The 18,186-nt window shown below is 65.5% G+C and carries 19 protein-coding genes and 1 tRNA gene; 8 read left to right on the plus strand and 12 right to left on the minus strand.

Going from position 1 to position 18,186, the window contains the following annotated elements; all coding sequences use genetic code 11:
* Positions 1-325 precede the first annotated feature (325 nt).
* The 4 genes from BN4332_RS14010 to BN4332_RS14025 are packed head-to-tail and all read left to right on the plus strand — an operon-like array spanning position 326 to position 4,074.
* The gene (locus BN4332_RS14010) at positions 326-889 is read left to right on the plus strand and encodes a hypothetical protein (protein ID WP_066898994.1); all 564 of its coding nucleotides are present in this window, start codon (positions 326-328) and stop codon (positions 887-889) included.
* Entirely contained in the window at positions 886-2,211 is a 1,326-nt protein-coding gene (locus tag BN4332_RS14015; RefSeq protein ID WP_066898995.1) for a Dyp-type peroxidase, read from the plus strand. Before BN4332_RS14010 ends, BN4332_RS14015 begins: the two co-directional genes overlap by 4 nt.
* An 8-nt stretch (positions 2,212-2,219) precedes the next feature.
* Complete coding sequence (locus BN4332_RS14020; protein ID WP_066898996.1) at positions 2,220-3,233, plus strand: hypothetical protein; 1,014 nt, start codon at positions 2,220-2,222, stop codon at positions 3,231-3,233.
* A 10-nt stretch (positions 3,234-3,243) separates the two neighbouring features.
* Positions 3,244-4,074, plus strand: a complete 831-nt coding sequence (locus tag BN4332_RS14025) for a bile acid:sodium symporter family protein (RefSeq protein ID WP_066898997.1) — start codon at positions 3,244-3,246, stop codon at positions 4,072-4,074.
* Here BN4332_RS14025 and BN4332_RS14030 read toward each other — a convergent pair.
* The 6 genes from BN4332_RS14030 to BN4332_RS33700 form a co-directional block, all read right to left on the minus strand.
* Entirely contained in the window at positions 4,004-6,268 is a 2,265-nt protein-coding gene (locus BN4332_RS14030) for a winged helix-turn-helix domain-containing protein (RefSeq protein ID WP_084459273.1), read from the minus strand. The two genes, BN4332_RS14025 and BN4332_RS14030, sit on opposite strands and share 71 nt — an antisense overlap.
* A 23-nt stretch (positions 6,269-6,291) precedes the next feature.
* Complete coding sequence (locus tag BN4332_RS14035) at positions 6,292-6,486, minus strand: hypothetical protein (RefSeq protein WP_066898998.1); 195 nt, start codon at positions 6,484-6,486, stop codon at positions 6,292-6,294.
* Between the two features lie 265 nt (positions 6,487-6,751).
* The gene (locus BN4332_RS14040; RefSeq protein WP_160110851.1) at positions 6,752-7,174 is read right to left on the minus strand and encodes a hypothetical protein; all 423 of its coding nucleotides are present in this window, start codon (positions 7,172-7,174) and stop codon (positions 6,752-6,754) included.
* Between the two features lie 115 nt (positions 7,175-7,289).
* Entirely contained in the window at positions 7,290-7,991 is a 702-nt protein-coding gene (locus BN4332_RS14045; RefSeq protein WP_235654089.1) for a YczE/YyaS/YitT family protein, read from the minus strand.
* Positions 7,992-8,073: 82 nt separating this feature from the next.
* Positions 8,074-8,364, minus strand: a complete 291-nt coding sequence (locus BN4332_RS14050; RefSeq protein WP_235654090.1) for a hypothetical protein — start codon at positions 8,362-8,364, stop codon at positions 8,074-8,076.
* Between the two features lie 82 nt (positions 8,365-8,446).
* Entirely contained in the window at positions 8,447-9,061 is a 615-nt protein-coding gene (locus tag BN4332_RS33700) for an LGFP repeat-containing protein (protein WP_074133062.1), read from the minus strand.
* A 297-nt stretch (positions 9,062-9,358) separates the two neighbouring features.
* On the opposite strand from BN4332_RS33700, the gene BN4332_RS14065 reads away from it, so the two are divergent.
* Entirely contained in the window at positions 9,359-9,667 is a 309-nt protein-coding gene (locus BN4332_RS14065) for a GNAT family N-acetyltransferase (protein ID WP_066899000.1), read from the plus strand.
* 10 nt (positions 9,668-9,677) lie between these two features.
* Here the strand turns inward: BN4332_RS14065 and BN4332_RS14070 are convergent, their stop codons facing one another.
* Positions 9,678-10,286 carry a TetR/AcrR family transcriptional regulator gene (locus BN4332_RS14070; RefSeq protein WP_066899001.1) on the minus strand — a complete coding sequence of 203 codons (609 nt, stop codon included), beginning with the start codon at positions 10,284-10,286 and terminating at the stop codon, positions 9,678-9,680.
* 93 nt (positions 10,287-10,379) lie between these two features.
* Here BN4332_RS14070 and BN4332_RS14075 point away from each other — a divergent pair, with 93 nt between their 5' ends.
* Positions 10,380-11,582, plus strand: coding sequence for an alpha/beta hydrolase family protein (locus BN4332_RS14075; protein WP_066899002.1), 1,203 nt, complete (start codon positions 10,380-10,382; stop codon positions 11,580-11,582).
* Here BN4332_RS14075 and BN4332_RS14080 read toward each other — a convergent pair.
* Positions 11,579-12,724 (minus strand): zinc-binding dehydrogenase, encoded by a 1,146-nt coding sequence (locus tag BN4332_RS14080; protein WP_066899003.1) that lies wholly within the window; start codon positions 12,722-12,724, stop codon positions 11,579-11,581. The two genes, BN4332_RS14075 and BN4332_RS14080, sit on opposite strands and share 4 nt — an antisense overlap.
* A 249-nt stretch (positions 12,725-12,973) precedes the next feature.
* Between BN4332_RS14080 and BN4332_RS14085 the strand changes: the two genes are divergently transcribed.
* Entirely contained in the window at positions 12,974-13,972 is a 999-nt protein-coding gene (locus BN4332_RS14085) for a hypothetical protein (RefSeq protein ID WP_160110852.1), read from the plus strand.
* A gap of 7 nt (positions 13,973-13,979) precedes the next feature.
* Here BN4332_RS14085 and BN4332_RS14090 read toward each other — a convergent pair whose 3' ends face one another.
* The 4 genes from BN4332_RS14090 to BN4332_RS14105 all read right to left on the minus strand — a co-directional run bounded on the left by BN4332_RS14090 (position 13,980) and on the right by BN4332_RS14105 (position 17,345).
* Positions 13,980-15,854, minus strand: a complete 1,875-nt coding sequence (locus BN4332_RS14090) for a hypothetical protein (RefSeq protein ID WP_160110853.1) — start codon at positions 15,852-15,854, stop codon at positions 13,980-13,982.
* A 120-nt stretch (positions 15,855-15,974) separates the two neighbouring features.
* Positions 15,975-16,607, minus strand: coding sequence for a cutinase family protein (locus tag BN4332_RS14095; protein ID WP_066899006.1), 633 nt, complete (start codon positions 16,605-16,607; stop codon positions 15,975-15,977).
* A gap of 144 nt (positions 16,608-16,751) precedes the next feature.
* A complete protein-coding gene (locus BN4332_RS14100) occupies positions 16,752-17,147 on the minus strand; it encodes a nitroreductase family deazaflavin-dependent oxidoreductase (RefSeq protein ID WP_066899007.1) in 396 nt (131 codons plus the stop codon).
* Positions 17,148-17,271: 124 nt separating this feature from the next.
* Positions 17,272-17,345: transfer RNA gene (locus BN4332_RS14105), tRNA-Leu, on the minus strand.
* Between the two features lie 192 nt (positions 17,346-17,537).
* Here BN4332_RS14105 and BN4332_RS14110 point away from each other — a divergent pair.
* Positions 17,538-18,185, plus strand: a complete 648-nt coding sequence (locus tag BN4332_RS14110; RefSeq protein WP_084459274.1) for a DUF4145 domain-containing protein — start codon at positions 17,538-17,540, stop codon at positions 18,183-18,185.
* Position 18,186: the final 1 nt, after the last annotated feature.

Consider the following 18,186-nt stretch of genomic DNA (forward strand, 5'->3'; position numbering starts at 1 on the left):
TCAATCTGTTAACGGTGGCACCGAAAACCTGCAGCGTTGAGATCGGCGAGTGCGACGTTCGCACTCCGGCACCAACGCCCGCACCACCCCGCCCATCCTCCAGCGGTGAATATCGCTTGCCTTGAGGATATTTCGTAGGAGTGGCATCGACACCACTCCCACCTGACATGCCGCTGGGTGAGAAATGGAGCAAAAGCTCCCGCGCATCCGAGCTCAGGACCGGTATGACGTCGACCACCTCGACGACATTGCCGCGGCTCCCAATGGCAGATTTCCCCCGAACTGGGGGACGACGTGAGAACGGCGCATCCATAACGTCGTTGCCATGGCGCACAACGGAAACAACGATTGGTCCCAGCCCGCAGCCCTTGCCCTTCCCAAGGAGGGGTACTTCGAGCTGACCCGGGGGCGGTACGGCCCGGTCTACCCCCGCACCCCGGCGTGCTACGGCTTCAACATCATCGCCAAGGTGCTCGATGGACACGAACAGGCGATCCGCGACTACGGCAAGCAGCTCGAGGCGGCTGTCGCCGCGCAGCCCGATGTGCTCGCCCCGCTGAAGCTGCATTACCTGCGCTGGCAGTTGTTCGACGTCGGCTCCGGTCTGCACTTCCAGTACCAGGGCATCTTCGACACCGACTTCGACAAGTACACCGAGGACGCCGTCAAACTGTTCAGCTCGACCGGCATCACCACGGCGTTCACCCACCTGGAGGGCTTTCCCGAGGACTGGAAGACCAACCCGGAAGCCTTCATCATGTTCGTTCGCGACCACCACGTACCCAGCTTCCTGGAGTATGGCGAGTACCCGTATGTGACGTCCGAGGAGGTCAAGAAAGCACTGCGGCTCAAGGCCGCCTTCTCCGACATGCTGGATCAGATGCAATGACCGAGCTCGAATTCGACGATATCCAGCACATCATGCTGACCGGCACGCCTCACCTGACCGGCCGGTACGAGTTCCTGTCCTTCGACACCCCCGAGGCCGGTCAAGCCTGGCTGGCCGAGATGGTCCCCCTCGTGCAGTCGGCCACCGATGTCCGCCAGACGGTCAACGTCTTCAAGCGCTGGGTGAACCTGGCCTTCACCTGGAACGGATTGCGGGCGCTGGGCCTGGACGAGCAGTCGCTCACCTCCTTCCCCGACGAGTTCCGGGAGGGTATGGCGGCGCGAGCCGACATCCTCGGCGATACCGGCGCGGCCGCGCCCGAGCACTGGGTGGGCGGGTTGGCGGGCGACGATCTGCACGCGATCGTCATCCTGTTCGCGCGTGACGAGGAGGAACGCGTGCGATGCGTCGGCGAACACGACGCACTCCTGGCCCGCTGCCCCGGGGTTCGGTCACTGTCGCACCTGGACCTGGCCGCCACCGCGCCGTTCGAGTATGACCACGATCATTTCGGCTACCGCGACCCGATCTCGCAGCCACAGATAAAGGGTTCCGGAGAGGCGTTGATCCCCGGCTCCGGCGGCTCACTGGCACCAGGCGAGTTCCTCCTCGGGTATCCCGACGAGGAGGGGCTGGTATCGAACCAGCCCATGCCCGAGGCACTTTCGCGCAACGGCAGTTATATGGCATACCGCCGGCTGGAGGAACATGTCGGGGTCTTCCGTGACTACTTGAGACAGAACGCCGAGAACGCCGAGGGCGAGGAGCTGCTGGCCGCCAAGTTCATGGGCCGCTGGCGCAGCGGTGCACCGTTGGTGCTGGCACCCGAGCACGATGATCCGGAGCTGGGTGCGGATCCGATGCGTAACAACGATTTCGACTACGCCACGATGGATCCGTACGGCTACGCCTGTCCGATCGGGGCCCATGCACGTCGCCTCAACCCGCGCGATACCGAACCGAACCCGAATCGGCGCAGGCTGATCCGGCGCAGCGGCACCTATGGTCCGGCGCTGCCGGAAGGCGTCCCCGATGACGGTGTAGAACGCGGTGTCGGGATGTTCCTGATCTGCGCCAGCCTGGTGCGGCAATTCGAGTTCGCCCAGAACGTCTGGATCAACGACGCGGCGTTCAAAGATCTCGGCAACGAACACGACCCTATCTGCGGTACCCAGGACGGCACCCTGGACTTCAGAATTCCGAAGCGCCCGATCCGGAAGGTCCACAAGGGGTTACCGGCGTTCACCACGCTGCGCGGCGGGGCGTACTTCTTCCTGCCCGGCCTGAGCGCGATGCGCTACCTCACCACACTCGCACATTAGGAGAGACCATGGCGACACAGTCATATGCCCGTACTTACAACCAGGCCCACATCGCCCGCCCGCGCAATGGCAAGCGGCGCGTGTCCATCTACTGGTCGTGGAGCTACCCGTGGGAGGTTCAGCGCGACCCTGCCGAACTGTACAACCGGTTCTCCACGGTCACCGAGGTTCGCCTGGCCACCTGGCCGGCGTACGAGACGCCCGAGTACAGCCCCAAGGAGTTCCTGCAGGGTATCGACGGCACCCTGGAACTGTTCCACCGCTCGTCCCTGTCATTCCAGGACGTCGCAGGTGAGGCGACCGGACATCCGGTGGCGGTGTTCCAGCGCGTCGATCAGGCCGGGTACCGGCTGCCGATCGACGAACGCATCTTGGACGACACCGACACCCTGATGATCTTCGGTCTGGACCACCTGCTCGGCGACGAGGCCGCCACGGAAGAAGAGATCGCCGCGATCCAGCAGTGGTTGAAGCGCGAGGGCACCTGCCTGATGCTGGCACCGCACCATGACGTCGGGTTCACCGACGACAAAGAGCAGCAGCAGATGGAGTTCCTGCACCACGGCGATCCGCTGACCCCGCGAATCCAGCGCTTCAGCGGATACGCCCGGTCACTGTTGACCGGGCTGAACATCCCGGTGCACAACACCTGGGGCCTGCGGCCGGCCACGGCCGAGGGCACCAAACAGATTGTGCCGCTGACCACTTTCCGCGACCTGGATTCCGCCGGCCTGCTGCGGGACGTCACGACACTGGCTCTGCATCCGCACCTGCCGCACTACGAGCTGACCGCGCCAGAGGGCCCTGAGCTGCGAGTGTTGGGCCGGCAACCGATCGACATGACCCGGCCGCATCCGTTCACGATGGCGGGCAACACCGAGTTCAACGCACTGATCCACATGCCGCCATCCGGAGAGCGCGCCGGTGACATCGTGCTGGTCGACTCGACACACTTCACTACCCTGTTCGGGGCCAGTGACAGCCTGAAGTCCTTCTGGCGCAATCTTGTGACGATGGCTTGACGGGGCCGGCATGAACGATCTCCTCTTGCGAGGTTCGAACATCGCCGTCGTCTTCTTCGTGGTGTCCAGCACGCTGGCCGTCGGTCTGAGCCTGACCGTCGGCCAGATCCTGGGGCCGTTGAGGAACGTTCGTCTGGTCGCGTTGTCCCTCGCGGCGAACTTCGTACTCGCACCACTTGTTGCGTTCGGGTTGTGGCGGGTGTTCGATCTCGATGAACCGCTCGGCATCGGATTACTGCTGTGCGGGCTCGCGGCGGGGGCGCCGTTCCTGATCAAGCTGGCCGAGTTCGCGAAGGCCGACCTGGCCTTCGCGGTGGGCCTGATGGTGCTGTTGATGGTCGTCACCGTGGGCTACGTGCCGCTGGTGCTACCGATCTTCGTCGCCGGCACGGCGGTAAACCCCGCACAGATCGCGCTGTCTCTCGTGGTGCTGATGCTGATCCCGTTGGCCGCGGGCCTGCTGCTGCGGGCCCGCGGTCCCGCTGTCGCCGAGCGCATCCGCCCCATCGTCGGGAAGGTCTCGACGATCAGCATGATCCTCGTGATCGTATTCACGATCGCGGCCCATTTCAGCAGCGTCCTATCGGTTTTCGGGACATTCGGCATCCTGGCGGCCATCGTGTACACCGTCCTCTGCGCCGGGATCGGCTGGCTGGTGGGAGGTGCTGGGGCACGGGACGTCCTGGCGCTGGGGACGGCTCAGCGCAACGCCGCGGCGGCGTTCGTGGTCGCGGGCCAGAATTTCGACGACCCGAAGGTGGTCGTGATGATCACCGTGGTGTTGATCGTCGAATTTCTGATGCTGCTGCCGTTCGCGCGGCGGCTCGCCCGGCGTCACTGAGTAGTCCGAGCCGGTCGGCCTCGGTCACCGCGGCTGTGCGGGAGGAGACTCCGAGCTTGCGGTAGATCGACTTCGCCTGGCTTTTCACCGTTTCCCGGCTGACGGTCAGCTGGTCCGCAATCCGCTGCAAAGACAGGTGAGACGCCAGATGAGGCATCAGGCGCAGCTCGGCCGTCGTCAGCGACGGCCGAGCTCCCCGCGCTGCCCGCATTGTGGACAGGGCACGGATCTCGTCCAGCCGGCGCCCGATGCCGACGGCATCGGGCTCACGTCCATGGGCACGCTGCGCCGCGTCCAGGTGCCGGTCAGACAGTGGGGTGTCATCGATCTCGACTGCGGTGACCGCGACAAGCACATGCGCCATCAGGGCGGTGCGGGCGGACAGGTCGCCCAGCCGATCGAGCAGCCGCTCGGTGGCGCGGATGGCCGAGCGCGCGCCGGCGATATCGCCGCGTCGGGCCCGAACCAGCCCGTCGACTGCGTAGACCACGACCATCGGAACCATGTCGGACAGATCGCGTGAATCGACGATCGCCCGTGCGGCCGTGGTGTGTTCGATCGCACCCGGCAAATCGTCGGCGTCGAGGTCCAGCAAGGCCAGATGCGCGAACGCGGCAGCCTGGAAGCCGGGAAGGTCCTCCAGCACCGGGAGCGCCGATTCCAATGTGGCTCGGGCGCGATCGGACTCACCGAGCATCGCGAGCGCGGCGCCTTTCATCGTGGTGGCCGCACCCCACCACGGGTTGACCAGGTGATCGCCTGCGTCACAGACTGTTTCGGCGTGACGGATGACCTCCCTCACCCCACCGACCCCGAGCAGGGAGCCGATCAACGCCGCGGCCACCTCCACCGACGGGGTACCGTCGGCAAGCGGTTCTCCGTTGTCGGCCGCGCTCGCGGTCAGCAACGAACGTTGGATCAACTCGGCGTCGCCGGTCATCACCCCCAGCCAGGCTCGCGCGATCGCGGCGTCAGGGTGATCAGTGAACGTCTGCTCGTCGATCAGACCGAGACGCCGGGCCAGAATCCCGACGCGACCGTCGAACCCCAGTCGCACGGCCTCGATCCCTACCAGCGCGGCTGCGTGGGCGCGGTCATCGGCAGCCAGGGCCTGGATCAGTGCACCGTCGACGTCGCCGGTCCGGGCCAGCCGATCCGCCGCCTTGGCCGCCAACGCGCGGAACCGGTCAGGATCACGGTCGTGCAGTCGCGCCCGCAGCAGATCGCCGAACAGCTGGTGATAGCGGTACCAGATCCCCTGGGCGTCAAGGGAAACCAGGAACATACTGCCGGAGTGGATGATGGCGTCGAGCATCGCAGCTGAATCGGTCCGCCCCAGCAGCGCATCCAGCTCGTCGGCGTTGAAGCGATCGAGCACCGCCGATTCCATGAGAAATGTGGCGGTGTCCGGGTCGAGCTGATTGAGCACCTCCTCGACGAGGTAGTCGGCCAGCAGCCGGTGCCGACCCGTGACCGCAGCGGCGGGAGCGCCGTCCCGCAGCGCCCACGCCGCCATGACCACACCGGCCGCCCAGCCTTCACACTTGTCGAGCACCCGCGTGATCGTGGCCTGGTCCGTGCCACCGCCGATGGCCGCGAATGCTGCCGCGCCTTCGGAACTCGACAACTTCAGTTCCGGAATGCCGATCTCGGTGACGTAGCCTTGCAGCCGGCGCCGCGCCAGATCGAGCGCGGGTAGCTGTCGGCCGATCAGCGCCAGCGTCGTCGAGCTCGGCGCCAGGTCCACCACGGCGCGCAGGGCGTCGACAGCGGCGCTCGCCGACAGCTCGTGGACGTCGTCGAGCACCAGCACGATCGGCCCGCAGCTTTCCAGCGCCTGGACGAATGCGCGTACCAGTTGGGCCTCCGCCCGGCCCGCGCCCTGCAGGTATTGCAACAACGCCGGGTCGAGGGGCGTGATCTGGTTCAACGCCGTCGCCAGGTGCAACAGCAGGTGGGCGGGATCGTTGTCGAGGTTGTCGAGCCGAGCCCACGCGAAGGGGCGTGCGTCGGCGTCATCCCATTGCGCCACCACCGTGGTCTTGCCGTAACCCGCCGGGGCGGCCACCACGACCAGCCCGGCACGGTCCTGCAACGAGCGGATCACCGCCGGCCGGGGCACCCCGGTGCGGGCGGCCGCCGGCCGTCCGACAGTCGCCACCGGAACGTGTGCCGGCCAGGATCCCGCTACCACTTCCGCATCGTAGGCCAGAAGCGTCAGGCCGGGGCCGCACCTTCTTTCCCTCGTTTTTCCAGATAGGGCAGGCCGAACGCCTCGACAAGGGTCAGCCAGTCCGCTCCGGACACCACATACTCGGCACGATCATGGCGGGTCGGCACGTGGTCGGGCCAGGAGTATCGAAAATCCAGTCCTGAGCACGAGTCTCGGGTTCCGATGGTCAGCGGCGGCATACCGGGAACAGAGACGACGACACACAGCAGCGGATTGGTGAACGGGTACTGACGGTCAGTCCGTCACGCGTCGCGCAGATGACGATCTTTCGGCGTCGCGACCACCAGTACCAGCCGACGCCGTGCCACGAACTGGCGCGTCATGGTTGTCCCCTTCGTGAGGCGTTGCTCTCGTGGGGACATCCTGTGATCCGGCCGCAACCAGGTACGGGGTAACGGACTACCCCATTTCGGCGCCCGGTCCACGGGCGCTGCTGAAACTCCTCTAGGACAGCTTGGTCAACGTGAACGGGAACCGATCGCTGCGTTCGGCCGGACCACAGTCGCTCGCCTCCCAGGTGGCGAAGCCCGAGCCGACCAGTGTCGCGGCGTCCCAGGACAGAGTGCGTGAGGCGACCAGCGGGGTGCCGTCACAGTCCCCCGCATCGGGCCACGGGCTCACCATCGTCCAACGCCCGCCCTCCAGTCGAGCCTGGCCGCCGTAGGGCGCCCACCCCGCGCCACCGGTGGCCGCCACGTCGGCACATCCGGGACCACACGGCGTCACGCTCCAGGTGCTCCAGGTCGACGGGCCGTTGTGGTCATAGCGATAGGTGCCACTGAAATCGTCGGCGGCGGCAGGACTTGCGAGACCGACCGCTGTTCCGGCGAGCACCATCGCCGGAAAAATGCCCATGACAAACCTCATCGCGCTCCTCGAATCAACCCCGACCCACAGATGACCGGGCGAAGCATCTCACACGAAGAGGGCGCGGGCACACGGCCTTTGGCCGGCGGTCGGCTCAGGGGGCTGTCACCCGCGGTCAGAAATGCCATCTGGTTGTCTTGACGCGCCGCTGCAGCGCACTGACCGCGGCAAGGTCCTTCTTGAGCAGCGGCTTGTTGACCTTCTCCGTGAAGAAGTCGATGAGTGGGCCGGCGAAGAACGCCGTCATCACGGTTCCGATGCCGACCTGTCCATGGAACGCCAGGGCCAAACCCACAAAGGTGAGGTCCTGGATCACCCGCACCACCCGGTATGGCACCCGTGTCCGGTCGACGATGAGCGGAGCGATCGCGTCGTAGGGGGCATTGCCCAGCGCGACGGTCATGTACATCGAGGCGCCCGCGGCGAACAGCGTAATGCCGAACAGGAACATCGCCGTCTGCTCCAGCCGAGTCGGCTCGCTGGGCACCAACGGGGTCAGCAAGGCCGAGAACCACTGGATGAAGTAGCCGGTCATCACCATGTTGATGACCGTGCCGATCCCGGTGTACTCGCGGCCGAGAAAGAAGATCGGGATCAGCAGTACGGCGTTGCTGATCAGCTGATAGGTACCAAGGTCGAGTCCGATCGCGGTGCTGATACCGATGTTGGCCGCGGTGTACGGATCGACACCCACCTGCGCGACGCGCAGCACCGCTGCCCCCAGGCCCAGAACCGCCACACCCACCAGCGCCCAGAACGACCGGCGCCAATAGTGCTTGTCCTCGGTGTCCACTTCCACCTCCGATGCGGCTGCCAATGTTGCTGACTATCGCATCAAGGTCAGGCGGAAATCGGGAAGTTGCCGAGGAACACAAAGGCGTCGGGCGTCGCCCGGGCCGTCAGCGCGATTCGACCTCGGTTTCGACCAATCCGTGGCTGCGGGCGTTGACCACGGTGCGCTCCCAGCTGATCACCACAGCAGCGATCACCGTGATGGCCGTCGCGAATCCGGCAAGGGAGGCGAGCACGGCGGCCCACTCCCCGCTGGTGGCGACGCCGAGCAGGATGGCGACCACCGCTCCGGCGAGTACCAGTCCGGCGGTCAGCGGGCTGCGCCGCCATTCCCGGCGCCGCAGCCCGGACACGAAGTGGGTAATCGCCCGGCGCGACGAGTCGATCGGTGTGGTCATGCAACCCACTGTCCCCGCGTTGACTGAGGAGCAGTGAAGCGTTCGTTATGGAAACGCTCTGAACCGAACTGCCGCGGCCAACCTACTTGGGTGTCACCGTCTCGGCGAACGTGCCGTCACCCTTGTTCAACCAGGTGATGGTCCCGTGTTGGAACTCGGAGATCCAGCCGCCGTTGGCCGCATCCGGGCCACCGGCCGTCTCGTCCTCGTCCTCGGTGGGGAATCCCAGCTTGCCCGCGGGACCGCCGTTGGCGGTGTAGACGCGCAAGATCTCGCCCTGCACCACGTGCGCGCCGGTCGACGGCGAAGAGAAGATCGTGCCGTTGGCGAAGGCCTGCACCGTGCCATCGCCGACCTTCTCCGGTTGCGCCGTCGGAGGCCCCAGCTTGGCTTCGCCGCCGGCATCGGAGTACGCCTCTGCGATGGGGGCATCCAGGACCACCTCGCCGACACCCGGGGCGTTCATCGTGCTGGGAGCGCCTTCGATGGCAGACGAGACCGCACTCGATGCGGAACTTGCCCCGGATTTGGCCTCACTGGTGCCGGCGTCGATGGCAGACGACGCGGCACTCGTGGCACTGGACAGCGCGTCCTTGGTTTGGTCTTTTGTCTCCTGCGAGCACGCAACGGCCGCCGCCCCGGTGATGGCGAAAGTTGCAGCCAGCACACCTGCGCTTTTCATCAACTTTGGGTTCATTTTCCGAACGTAACACCGGAACAAGGTCTCGTCAGCAACATACGAAAATCCTGGGACGGAATGCCCAAATGAGGGACGGGGATCCCGCGTGCCGTCATCTTGCCGTTTCAATTCGGGGGCGACTCAGGCATCTTCCTACGTTTACCTGCTCGTTTGGCGCTCGGTCGCGGTGGCCAGAAATCATATGCCGAGGCGTCGCACCGAATACGCTTCGAATCAACGCGAGCGCCAGCAAAGGCGCTGGCAAATACCGGTCCGACCGCGATTATCGTGGTGGAACGGCGAATGGAGAGGCTTATGAGTTCCGAGATCCAACTCGACCGCACCGGCGCTGCGACCACGGTCACCGAACAACCTGACACGTTCACCATCGACGTCGACGGCCACACAGTGGGTTTTGCCGACTTCCACGATCACGACGGTCGCCGCATCTTTCCGCACACCGAGGTTCAGCCCCAGTATCGTGGCCGCGGACTGGCCACCATCCTCATCGCCGAGGCCCTGCGCTCCACGCGCGCTGCCGGGCTGCGCATCGTGCCGACGTGCTGGATGGTCGCCGAGTACATCGACAAGCATCCGGAGTACGCCGACATCACCGACCGGTGAGGGTGCGGTATCAGCGCTTGGGTGAATCGGCGGCGACGAGCGTGATGATGGCGTCGGTCAGCCGGTCCAGGTAGTCGTCGTCGGCGTCGATCTGCATGACCGACTGGCGCCAGTACAGCGCTCCCCCGATCACGTCGAGCGCGACGTCGATGTCGGCGTCCTCAGCGATCTCGCCGCGGCGGCGGGCCCGATCGAAAAGCTGAGTAACCTTGAGCCGGCGAGGTTCTCGGATCTGACCGGCGACGGTGGCGGCGTAGTCGGGATCCCGCGCGGCCTCGGCGAGCAGGTCCGGGATGATGGTGCGGGCCAGCCGGTGAGCGAGCGCCTCACGACCGTTGTGCAGGTACGCCCGGATGTCTCCTCGGAGGGTGCCGGTGTCGGGGACGTCGATCGCCGCGACGGCCACCTTGGTCACCAGGTCGACGGCCAAGTCCTGCTTCGATCTCCAGCGGCGGTAGATCGCCGCCTTGCCGACGCCGGCGCGTTTGGCCACGGCGTCGACCGAGAGCCTGCCGTAACCGACAGCAGCCAACTCCTCGAAGAACGCGGACTCGATCGCGGCGGTCACGTCATCGAGAAGGACGGGACCGCCGGAAGTCCGGCGCGGGGAGGAAGGCACGGGCCGATTGTACGAGACGGAACGGTTGCGTTCCGTTTGTTCTCGATCTACGGTAAACGAGACGATGCAGTTCCGTTTCGTTAAGGAGGAACCATGAAATTCCTGTTCGACGACGAGTCGTTCTCGTTCGAGACGCTGCGCGCAGCCGGTTACGCCAATGCCGGCGGCGCCGATCTGGGCGAGATCTTGGTGACCGCCCGGGCCATCCCCGAGGGCGATGAGGCGGCCTGGCATCGCGAATGGAAGGCGACCGCGCAGCGGGTCGAGACCCTCGGCCGCCAATCGCTGGCCGCCGGCCACACCGTCAGCGCGCGTGAGGCACTGCTGCGGGCGTCCAATTACTACCGGACCGCCGAGTTCTACCTCCGCGAGAACCCCGCCCACGACCCCGAGGCCGAGGAGCTCTTCAACCGCTCGCGTGAGACATTCCTGGAATCAATGGCGTTGTTCGACTTCGGTTTCGAGCGCATCGCCATCCCGTACCAGGACACCACGCTGCCCGGGTACCTCTATCTCGTCGACGACTCCGGACTCCCCCGCCCCACCGTCATCTTCAACGGTGGATACGACTCGACGCTCGAAGAGTCCTACGTCGCCCTCGCCGCCGTAGCATTGGTGCGCGGCTACAACGTGCTGGCGTTCGACGGACCCGGCCAAGGTGCCACGCTCCGTGAGCAGGGCCTGACGTTCCGATCTGACTGGGAGGCCGTGCTGACGCCGGTGGTGGATTTCGCCCTCACCCGTGCCGAGATCGCGCCTGACGCCATCGCCGTCTTCGGCTACAGCCTGGGTGGTTATCTGGTGGGTCGCGCCGCCGCCTTCGAGAATCGCCCTGCCGCGGTGATCCTCAACGACGGTGTCCATGACTTCTACGCGGCGCTGGCCAACATGATGCCGCCGTTCCTGACCAAATGGGTCGACGAAGGCAATGACGAGGCCGCCGAGGCCGTGCTCGGACTATTGATGGCGGTGAACACCCAGACCCGCTGGGCAGTACGAAACGGACTGTGGGCGTTGGGATTCGACTCGCCCGCCGAGCTGGCCCGAGCGTTCAAGGCGTACACGATCGCCGACGTCGCCGATCGGATCACCACGCCGGTGCTGGTGCTCGACGCCGAGAACGACCAGTTCTTCAAGGGCGAGCCGGTGCGGGCAGCCCAGGCGATGGTCAACGCGAAGACCACGCTGGTGACGCTCCATGAGGCCGACGGTGCGGGCGAGCACTGCCACATGGGTGCCGCCTCACGGGCGAACCAGGTGATGTTCGACTGGCTCGACGAGCAGGTGGGGGTTTAAGGCACCTGGGGCGTCACCAGGTACTTCTCGCCCGTCGCCTTCTGCAGGTAGCTGTTGAACACCTCGGGCATGAGCATGCCGGCCAGTGAGACCTCTTGCGTGTAGGTGCTCGCGAACGTCGTGGTGAGCTCCGCGGCGACGCGGGCGCGCAGCCTCGCGATCGTCTCCGGGCCGGCGCCGGCGAGAAACGGGGTGAGCAGCCAACCGCCGACACCCCAGGCCATTCCGAAATTTCGGGTCAGGACGGTGGGGCCGGTGTCGAGGCTGCCGTAGATGTACACCTGCTTGTGGACGCTCGACCCGTATCGGGAGTACTGCGCGGCAGTGGCGTTGGCGGCCCGCTCCATGCCGTTGAGGATCTGGCTCGCCAACGTGCCCCCGCCGGTGGCGTCGAAGGCCAGCGTGGCCGACGTCGCCTTGAGCGCCTCGACAAGATCCGTCTCGAACGCCGGCGCCGACGAATTGCAGACATGGACCGCGCCCAGACCGCGCAGAATCTCTTCCTGCTCAGCCTTGCGGACGATGTTGACCAGCGGCACCCCGTCGGCCAGACAGGCCTTGACGAGCATCTGGCCGACATTCGACGCCGCGGCGGTGTGCACCAGAGCCGAATGTCCTTCGCGGCGCATGGTTTCCAGCATGCCCAGTGCCGTCAGCGGGTTGACGAAGGACGAGGCGCCGTCCTTGGCCGTCGCCCCCTCGGGCAGCACCAGACACGCCTCGGCCTTGACCACCCGGTACTGCGCATACATCGCACCGCCGGCGATCCCGACGGTCTTGCCGATCAGCGCTTGCGCCTGCGCCGACTCCCCCGCCGCCACCACAGTGCCCGCGCCTTCATTGCCCACCGGAAGTGAGATGCCGACGCGTGCGGCCAGACCGGCCAGCGCCCCGTCCCGCAGCGGTGCGGTCACGACGGGACGGTCCGGCGTGCCCGCGACCGTGGCCGCCGACATGTCGGCGGAGCTGGGCATCAGCAGGCCCAGGTCCGATGGGTTGATCGGCGATGCCTCGACCCGGACCACCACTTCGTCCTGCGCCGGCGTGGGCACCGCAACCTCGTGCAGCGACAACTCGAGCATGCCGTTCTCGGTCACCAGCGACCGCAGTTCCAGGGCGGTCTTGGGCAGTGCTTCGGTCATGTCTGAACACTACGTCCGGCCCTGCTGTCAGGACGGTATCCGCGTTGGCTTCGTCGAGATTGGTGCAGCTGAGCTTCGGTGACCCGGGTGAGAATGGAGTCAGCAGATTGGGGGCGGCGTGGCGTATACGGTGTCGAAGATTCGCAATTCAAAGCCCGACGCTGCCGATCCCAATCCCTTCGAGACCAATGCCGGCGGCCGCGACGGGGGGCACCACTGATGCGCCGCCTGTTCTGTGTCCTGGCGATCATGGCTGTCGCTCTGCCACTCAGCGCATGCTGGGCCTTCCGTGGGGATCCGTTCGAGACGTCGCTTCCGTCGTCGAATTTGGGATTGCGCGTCACGGACGGGAAACTGCGCATCTGGACCGGAACGCCGTGCGAAGGGACCACTCGGGTCGTCGTCAGGTTCACCGCTGCGGAAAGAGATGCGCCCGAGCTGGTTTTATTCACGCCCAGTGTTCCAGAGGCAGCTGGGCTCGTACCCGGTGTCAGCTTCGAATACCTCACCCTCGGCGGACCTTACCCCGGCTTCAGCATCAAAGACGCCCTGCCATCCGGATTCGACTGGCGCACAGCACAGCGATTCTCTTTCCAGGTCGATGGCCCGCCAGTTGCCCGAGGGCTCGGCACGGTGGATTTCGCTCCGATCGCGACTGAGATCAGCGAACACTCGGCCGAGCACCCCCAGGACACCTTCTACTTCCCCAGGATCGGCTGGCTCACCCCAACCGAGGTAGCCGCCAAAGACGGCAACGAGTTTCTGACCGTCTGCACCCCTGACCCCGCCAAGCGGGAATCCGAGGAGTCGGTCGTCGGAGTCCGCGTCACCGACGGCGGTCTCCGATTCTGGACGGGCGCGCCCTGCCCCGTCGAGGACGGGGTGGTCCTAACCTTCCAACCGGGACAAGCTGAAACCATCCTCCGGAAGAACAGCTCTCCAGGCACCGACATCGAGCGCATCTCCCTCGACAAGCCCGAGCCCAACTTCACCGTCATCCGCGCACTCCCCCACGATTTCGACTGGCGCACAGCCCAATCAGCGCTCGTGCGACTGTTCGACGCCGAGCAGCTGCGTGTCCATGACCGCAACCTCGTGTGGAGCAAAACCACCCAACTCGCCATTCCGATCGCCGAGTCCGCGCAACATCCTCCGGACACCTACTACTTCGAAGGCCAGGGCTGGCTCAACCCAGCCGATGTCGCCGCCCGCGACGGCACCTCGATGCAGACGATCTGCGGCAAGTAGCGCCGGATTACACCGAGCAAGTGCCCCCGGTGAACAGCTCACACGTAGTCCGCAGCCCGTTGAGCACGCCGGCCGGGATGGCGGTGACGAAGTCGGTTCCGCTGATGGCGTGCAGTGAGGTCAGGTCGGTGGCCTTCTGCGTGCCGATCAACACCGCCACGGCATCGCCGCGGTCCGTGGTGATCGTGAACGAGTCGTCGCCATCGCCGTACTGCCCGGCGCAATCGGTGAGGCACGTCCCGGTCGTGGGATCGATCTTCTCGTCGAACATGTCGTTGATCCACCCGGCCGACAGCTCGCGGACGGCCAGCGGATTCTGCGGTTGCGGGAATCCGGCGATCACATACGCGGCGACCTGGATCAGCGGATTGCCGCCCTGCATGGGATCCATGTGCACACCGTCTTCGAGCACCACACCAGTGAACTGGCCCGGTCGCGCGTCCAACAGCTGGTCGTTGACGTCACTGAACACGTTCAGGAAGTTCAGCGGGGCGCCGATCTCGTAGATCGGGATGTAGTCGTTCGGGTCGTCGTCGCTGGGATCGGCGGTGCCGTTGGTCTCCAGCTCATCCAGCCGGTCCATGGCGTCGGGGATGATCGAGCCCATCGGCACCGCGTCGTAAATCACCACGCCGGCAAGTTCATTGGGTGCCTCCAGGCCCTGTTCGCGGCGGCGGGTCAGCCCCTCGGCGTAGTACCCGGCAACCCCCGGAGCGAAGCCACCGCCCAGCGAGTGCCCGACGAGCACGAACTGTGTCGGCACATCGATGTCGGTGCGGCCGGCCTTCAGCTCGGCGGTGTCCATGCTGGCGTTGAGTGCGGTGCGGTCCGGATCGAGGAACAACTGGGCGACGGCCTCATGCAGTTTGTCGCCGCCGAGCCACATGCCGTCGGCCTCGAACGGGTTGGACGTGAACGTGGTGGTGACGACGACGCTGTTGGTCGTATGCGCCAGATAGGACGCGGTGTAGCTGTACAGCGGCCCGTTCGCCAGGAAGCCGTGCTGCAGATAGATCAGTCGGGTCGGGGGCTCACCGTTGTCGGTAGTCGGGAAATACCAATTGGATTCGACTTCGTGGCCTTCGGAGATGACCAAGGTGGAGCTGCTGACCTCGACCTCGTTGCGCAGCTCCGGCGGGATGACCGGATCGCCGCCGACGGCCCGCTCCAGGGTCGCCAGCGTGTCGAAGATGACGTCGCCGAGCACCGACAGCGGCTTGGGGTATTCCTGCGGCTCGGGGTTGAGCGCCAGCGCCCCGAGGCTGCGCAGGACGTCGTGGATCGTCTCGACCGGATCGGGCTGGTCTGCAGTGCCGGCCGCCGAAGCGAGGCTTTCGATGCGGTGGTCGGACTGGTCGGGTTCGGCCGGCTTGAGCGCGTCGCGCAGCGGCGATGTGACCTGGATGTCGCGTGGTTCAGTTACGGGCCCCGGTTTCCACGTCGGCACCTGCACGCGTTCACGTTGCGCGGCGAGGGCCGACCGGATGCTGATCGGCGGTCGGACCCTGACCTCGACGGGCTCCGGTGCCTTTTCAGTGACCTCGGTGTCCACGCGTGCCGTGTCGCTGTCGCGCAATGGGTTTCGTAGCTGGCGGGTGGCCTCCCGCACCTCGGTGCGTACCTTTGCCCGGACAGACTCGGCGAGTTGGCGCACCGGCCGATCGGGTGCCTCGGACCGGTCTTTCGTTGTCTTCGTGGTCTTCGTGGTGGTGTCTGGGGCTGCAGGCTTGGGACGCTGTTTCGTGGGGCGGGGGCTCGCGTCGTTCTGCGTCGACGATGGCTTCGCGTCTTGCTTTGACGGGCCGTCCTCGTCGGCATTGGCGGTTCCCGCCCCCGCCAACACGGCCGCCGAAAGTCCGGCCGTGAAAACTCCGGCACCCACCCACGCTGCTACTCGCGCCATTCCCCGCCCCCGTTACATAGGAACCAACCTTTGTCACGCTAGCCGGGAAGCTGTGCCGTCCGGGTCGGATTCGGCGAGAAGACAGAAGTTCGAAGCAGCCTAGAGCCGGGACGCGGCGAAATCGGCTGCCTGCGCGACCTTTCCGGACTGCACGTAGGAGACGTGGGCGCCCATGTCCCAGCCGCCTTCCCAGCAGATCGGGTCGCCCTCGTTGCACTGAGCGATGGAGTTGGCCGCGTACTGCGGCGCCAGCGTCGGCAACGCCTGCCCGGCTGCCAGAAGACCTGAGAAGCTGGTGAGCGGTGTACCGAACAGTGCGGTGGCCGCGACATGCTCAGAGACCTGAGGAGCCGCCTCGTTGGTGGCCTTTTCGATGACCGCCGCGCCCTGCGAGTAGCCGCCGAGCACCATTTTCGTGTTCGGACAGCTGGCGGCGATGGACTCGATAAGGGATCGCGCGGCGTCAGTGCCGGCCGGGGTACTGACGTTGAAGTCGTTGGTCGCGGGGTAATCGACCGGCGTTGCGGCGACGGTGCGCGGGGCCACCCGGGCCCGGAGGTCCTCGACGAAGGGACCGCCGACACTGCCCAGGCCGGGCGGCTCGTTCGTGCCGCGAGCGAATACCACCTCGACGTCGGAGCACGGTGCCGCTGCAGCCTGCGGGGGCGTCATCGTCGGGACCGCTGCGGCCACTGCCGCGAATGCCAGGATCAATGCGGGCTTGCTGGTCATACCGATCGATCGTAGGACCGCTTGAGAGGCGGCCTGCAGTCGTCCCGTCGACAACGGATCTGCCTGCGAGAACCTCGGGACTCGAACCGACACTTGGCGGAGTTGAGCCGCTTCCCCGGTTCTCAGTCCGATGCGGCACAGGGGTCAACCCGCAGAGCGCGCATTCGTCAGCAGCACGGCGGCCTCGTTATAGGGAAACGCTCGGTAGAACAGTCGAGAACTGGGTATGACGAGCGCCGCGGCCTCGGCCTTGCTCACCACCCGTGGGTTGACGAGCGCGACAGTCCGTCCGCGCTTGTGCAGCACCGTCGGTCCGCCGGCCAGCACGTTCTTCAACCAGTCCGTCTGCAGGCCGTAGCCGATGAGGATGGCGTAGCCATCATGGGTCTTGAATACCAGAAGGGGCGTTCGATATCGCTTACCCGACCTCCGCCCCACGTGCTCGAGCGTCCCGAGGCTCGGGAGCCACGGCGTAATCGTGCGGGCCGCCGGATTGGTGACTCGCCTGTTGAACTCTGCGACTCGGCGAGGAACGCGCATTCTCGGAGTCTAGGTATTGGTCGAAGTTGCTCGCTGTCGCGGTGCTGACACGAACCTTTCAAGGCCCAACAACCGAGTCGCGTATTCAGCGTAGACACTGCCTCTAGCGACAAGGCCACTTACGTGCCCCCAGTCGGACTCGAACCGACACTTGGCGGATTTTAAGTCCGCTGCCTCTGCCAATTGGGCTATGGGGGCTTTCCCAGCTCAGAGCCTATTTCTAGGCCCCGAACAGGCCGCTGGATGCCTGCGTCAGCCAGCTACGTCCACACCGCGTCCACATGTGGACGCAACCTGTCCGTGAGCTGAGCACGCGCCAACCCTAGCCCGTGCACAACACACGGCGCTGGCAGGGAGCTAGACGCGAGCACCGGGTGACATCATCAGTACATGGTGAGTCTGAACTCGGACCTCTTCATAACCTCCGCGCGTTACGGCGCTCTGGAGGACAAAGATCCACGTTCGTGGGAGCGACTCGACTGCCCATTTTGCGGTGGGACACAAATGTTTGTCGTCGCCTTCAACACCGTGGATCCAGGAAGCGAAGATTATGTACAGTGGCTTCGCTGCACCAACTGCTTGCGTGGAATCGTTAGAAACGGCAATGGGGTCAGCCCCGCTACGCTGCCACTCGACACACCACGAGCGCTCACCGGCGAAGCTCTGACGGCCTGGCAGGAGGTACGGCGTTGCTTGTCCGTCGGCGCGACTACTGCAGCAGTAATGATGTGTCGCAAGCTGCTATTCCACGTCGCGGTTGAACACGGACTGCCCGATAAGGATTCGAGGGGCCGTGCGCCAACCTTCGTCGAAGCGTTGAATCACCTTGAAGTATCCGGTGTCATTACAACCCGTATGCGGCCCTGGGTTGAACGGATCAAAGACGTAGGAAACGAGGCGAACCATGACCTCGCCGCAGTATCGGCTACGGAGGCAAACGATGTGGCCACGTTTACACGCCAACTGATCAATCTGGCATACGAACTGGACGCAATGATTGCAGGGCCGACAGATGCGGATAGCGACGGCAGCGGCTGAC

Source organism: Mycolicibacterium houstonense, from assembly GCF_900078665.2.
Classification (GTDB): domain Bacteria; phylum Actinomycetota; class Actinomycetes; order Mycobacteriales; family Mycobacteriaceae; genus Mycobacterium; species Mycobacterium houstonense.

Excerpts from the sequence above, each read along its gene's own strand:
- BN4332_RS14010 (WP_066898994.1), top strand. The coding sequence starts at position 326 with ATGGCGCACAACGGAAACAACGATTGGTCCCAGCCCGCAGCCCTTGCC.
- BN4332_RS14015 (WP_066898995.1), top strand. The coding sequence starts at position 886 with ATGACCGAGCTCGAATTCGACGATATCCAGCACATCATGCTGACCGGC.
- BN4332_RS14020 (WP_066898996.1), top strand. The coding sequence starts at position 2,220 with ATGGCGACACAGTCATATGCCCGTACTTACAACCAGGCCCACATCGCC.
- BN4332_RS14025 (WP_066898997.1), top strand. The coding sequence starts at position 3,244 with ATGAACGATCTCCTCTTGCGAGGTTCGAACATCGCCGTCGTCTTCTTC.
- BN4332_RS14035 (WP_066898998.1), bottom strand. The coding sequence starts at position 6,486 with ATGCCGCCGCTGACCATCGGAACCCGAGACTCGTGCTCAGGACTGGAT.
- BN4332_RS14040 (WP_160110851.1), bottom strand. The coding sequence starts at position 7,174 with ATGAGGTTTGTCATGGGCATTTTTCCGGCGATGGTGCTCGCCGGAACA.
- BN4332_RS14050 (WP_235654090.1), bottom strand. The coding sequence starts at position 8,364 with ATGACCACACCGATCGACTCGTCGCGCCGGGCGATTACCCACTTCGTG.
- BN4332_RS33700 (WP_074133062.1), bottom strand. The coding sequence starts at position 9,061 with ATGAACCCAAAGTTGATGAAAAGCGCAGGTGTGCTGGCTGCAACTTTC.
- BN4332_RS14065 (WP_066899000.1), top strand. The coding sequence starts at position 9,359 with ATGAGTTCCGAGATCCAACTCGACCGCACCGGCGCTGCGACCACGGTC.
- BN4332_RS14075 (WP_066899002.1), top strand. The coding sequence starts at position 10,380 with ATGAAATTCCTGTTCGACGACGAGTCGTTCTCGTTCGAGACGCTGCGC.
- BN4332_RS14080 (WP_066899003.1), bottom strand. The coding sequence starts at position 12,724 with ATGACCGAAGCACTGCCCAAGACCGCCCTGGAACTGCGGTCGCTGGTG.
- BN4332_RS14085 (WP_160110852.1), top strand. The coding sequence starts at position 12,974 with ATGGCTGTCGCTCTGCCACTCAGCGCATGCTGGGCCTTCCGTGGGGAT.
- BN4332_RS14095 (WP_066899006.1), bottom strand. The coding sequence starts at position 16,607 with ATGACCAGCAAGCCCGCATTGATCCTGGCATTCGCGGCAGTGGCCGCA.
- BN4332_RS14100 (WP_066899007.1), bottom strand. The coding sequence starts at position 17,147 with ATGCGCGTTCCTCGCCGAGTCGCAGAGTTCAACAGGCGAGTCACCAAT.
- BN4332_RS14110 (WP_084459274.1), top strand. The coding sequence starts at position 17,538 with ATGGTGAGTCTGAACTCGGACCTCTTCATAACCTCCGCGCGTTACGGC.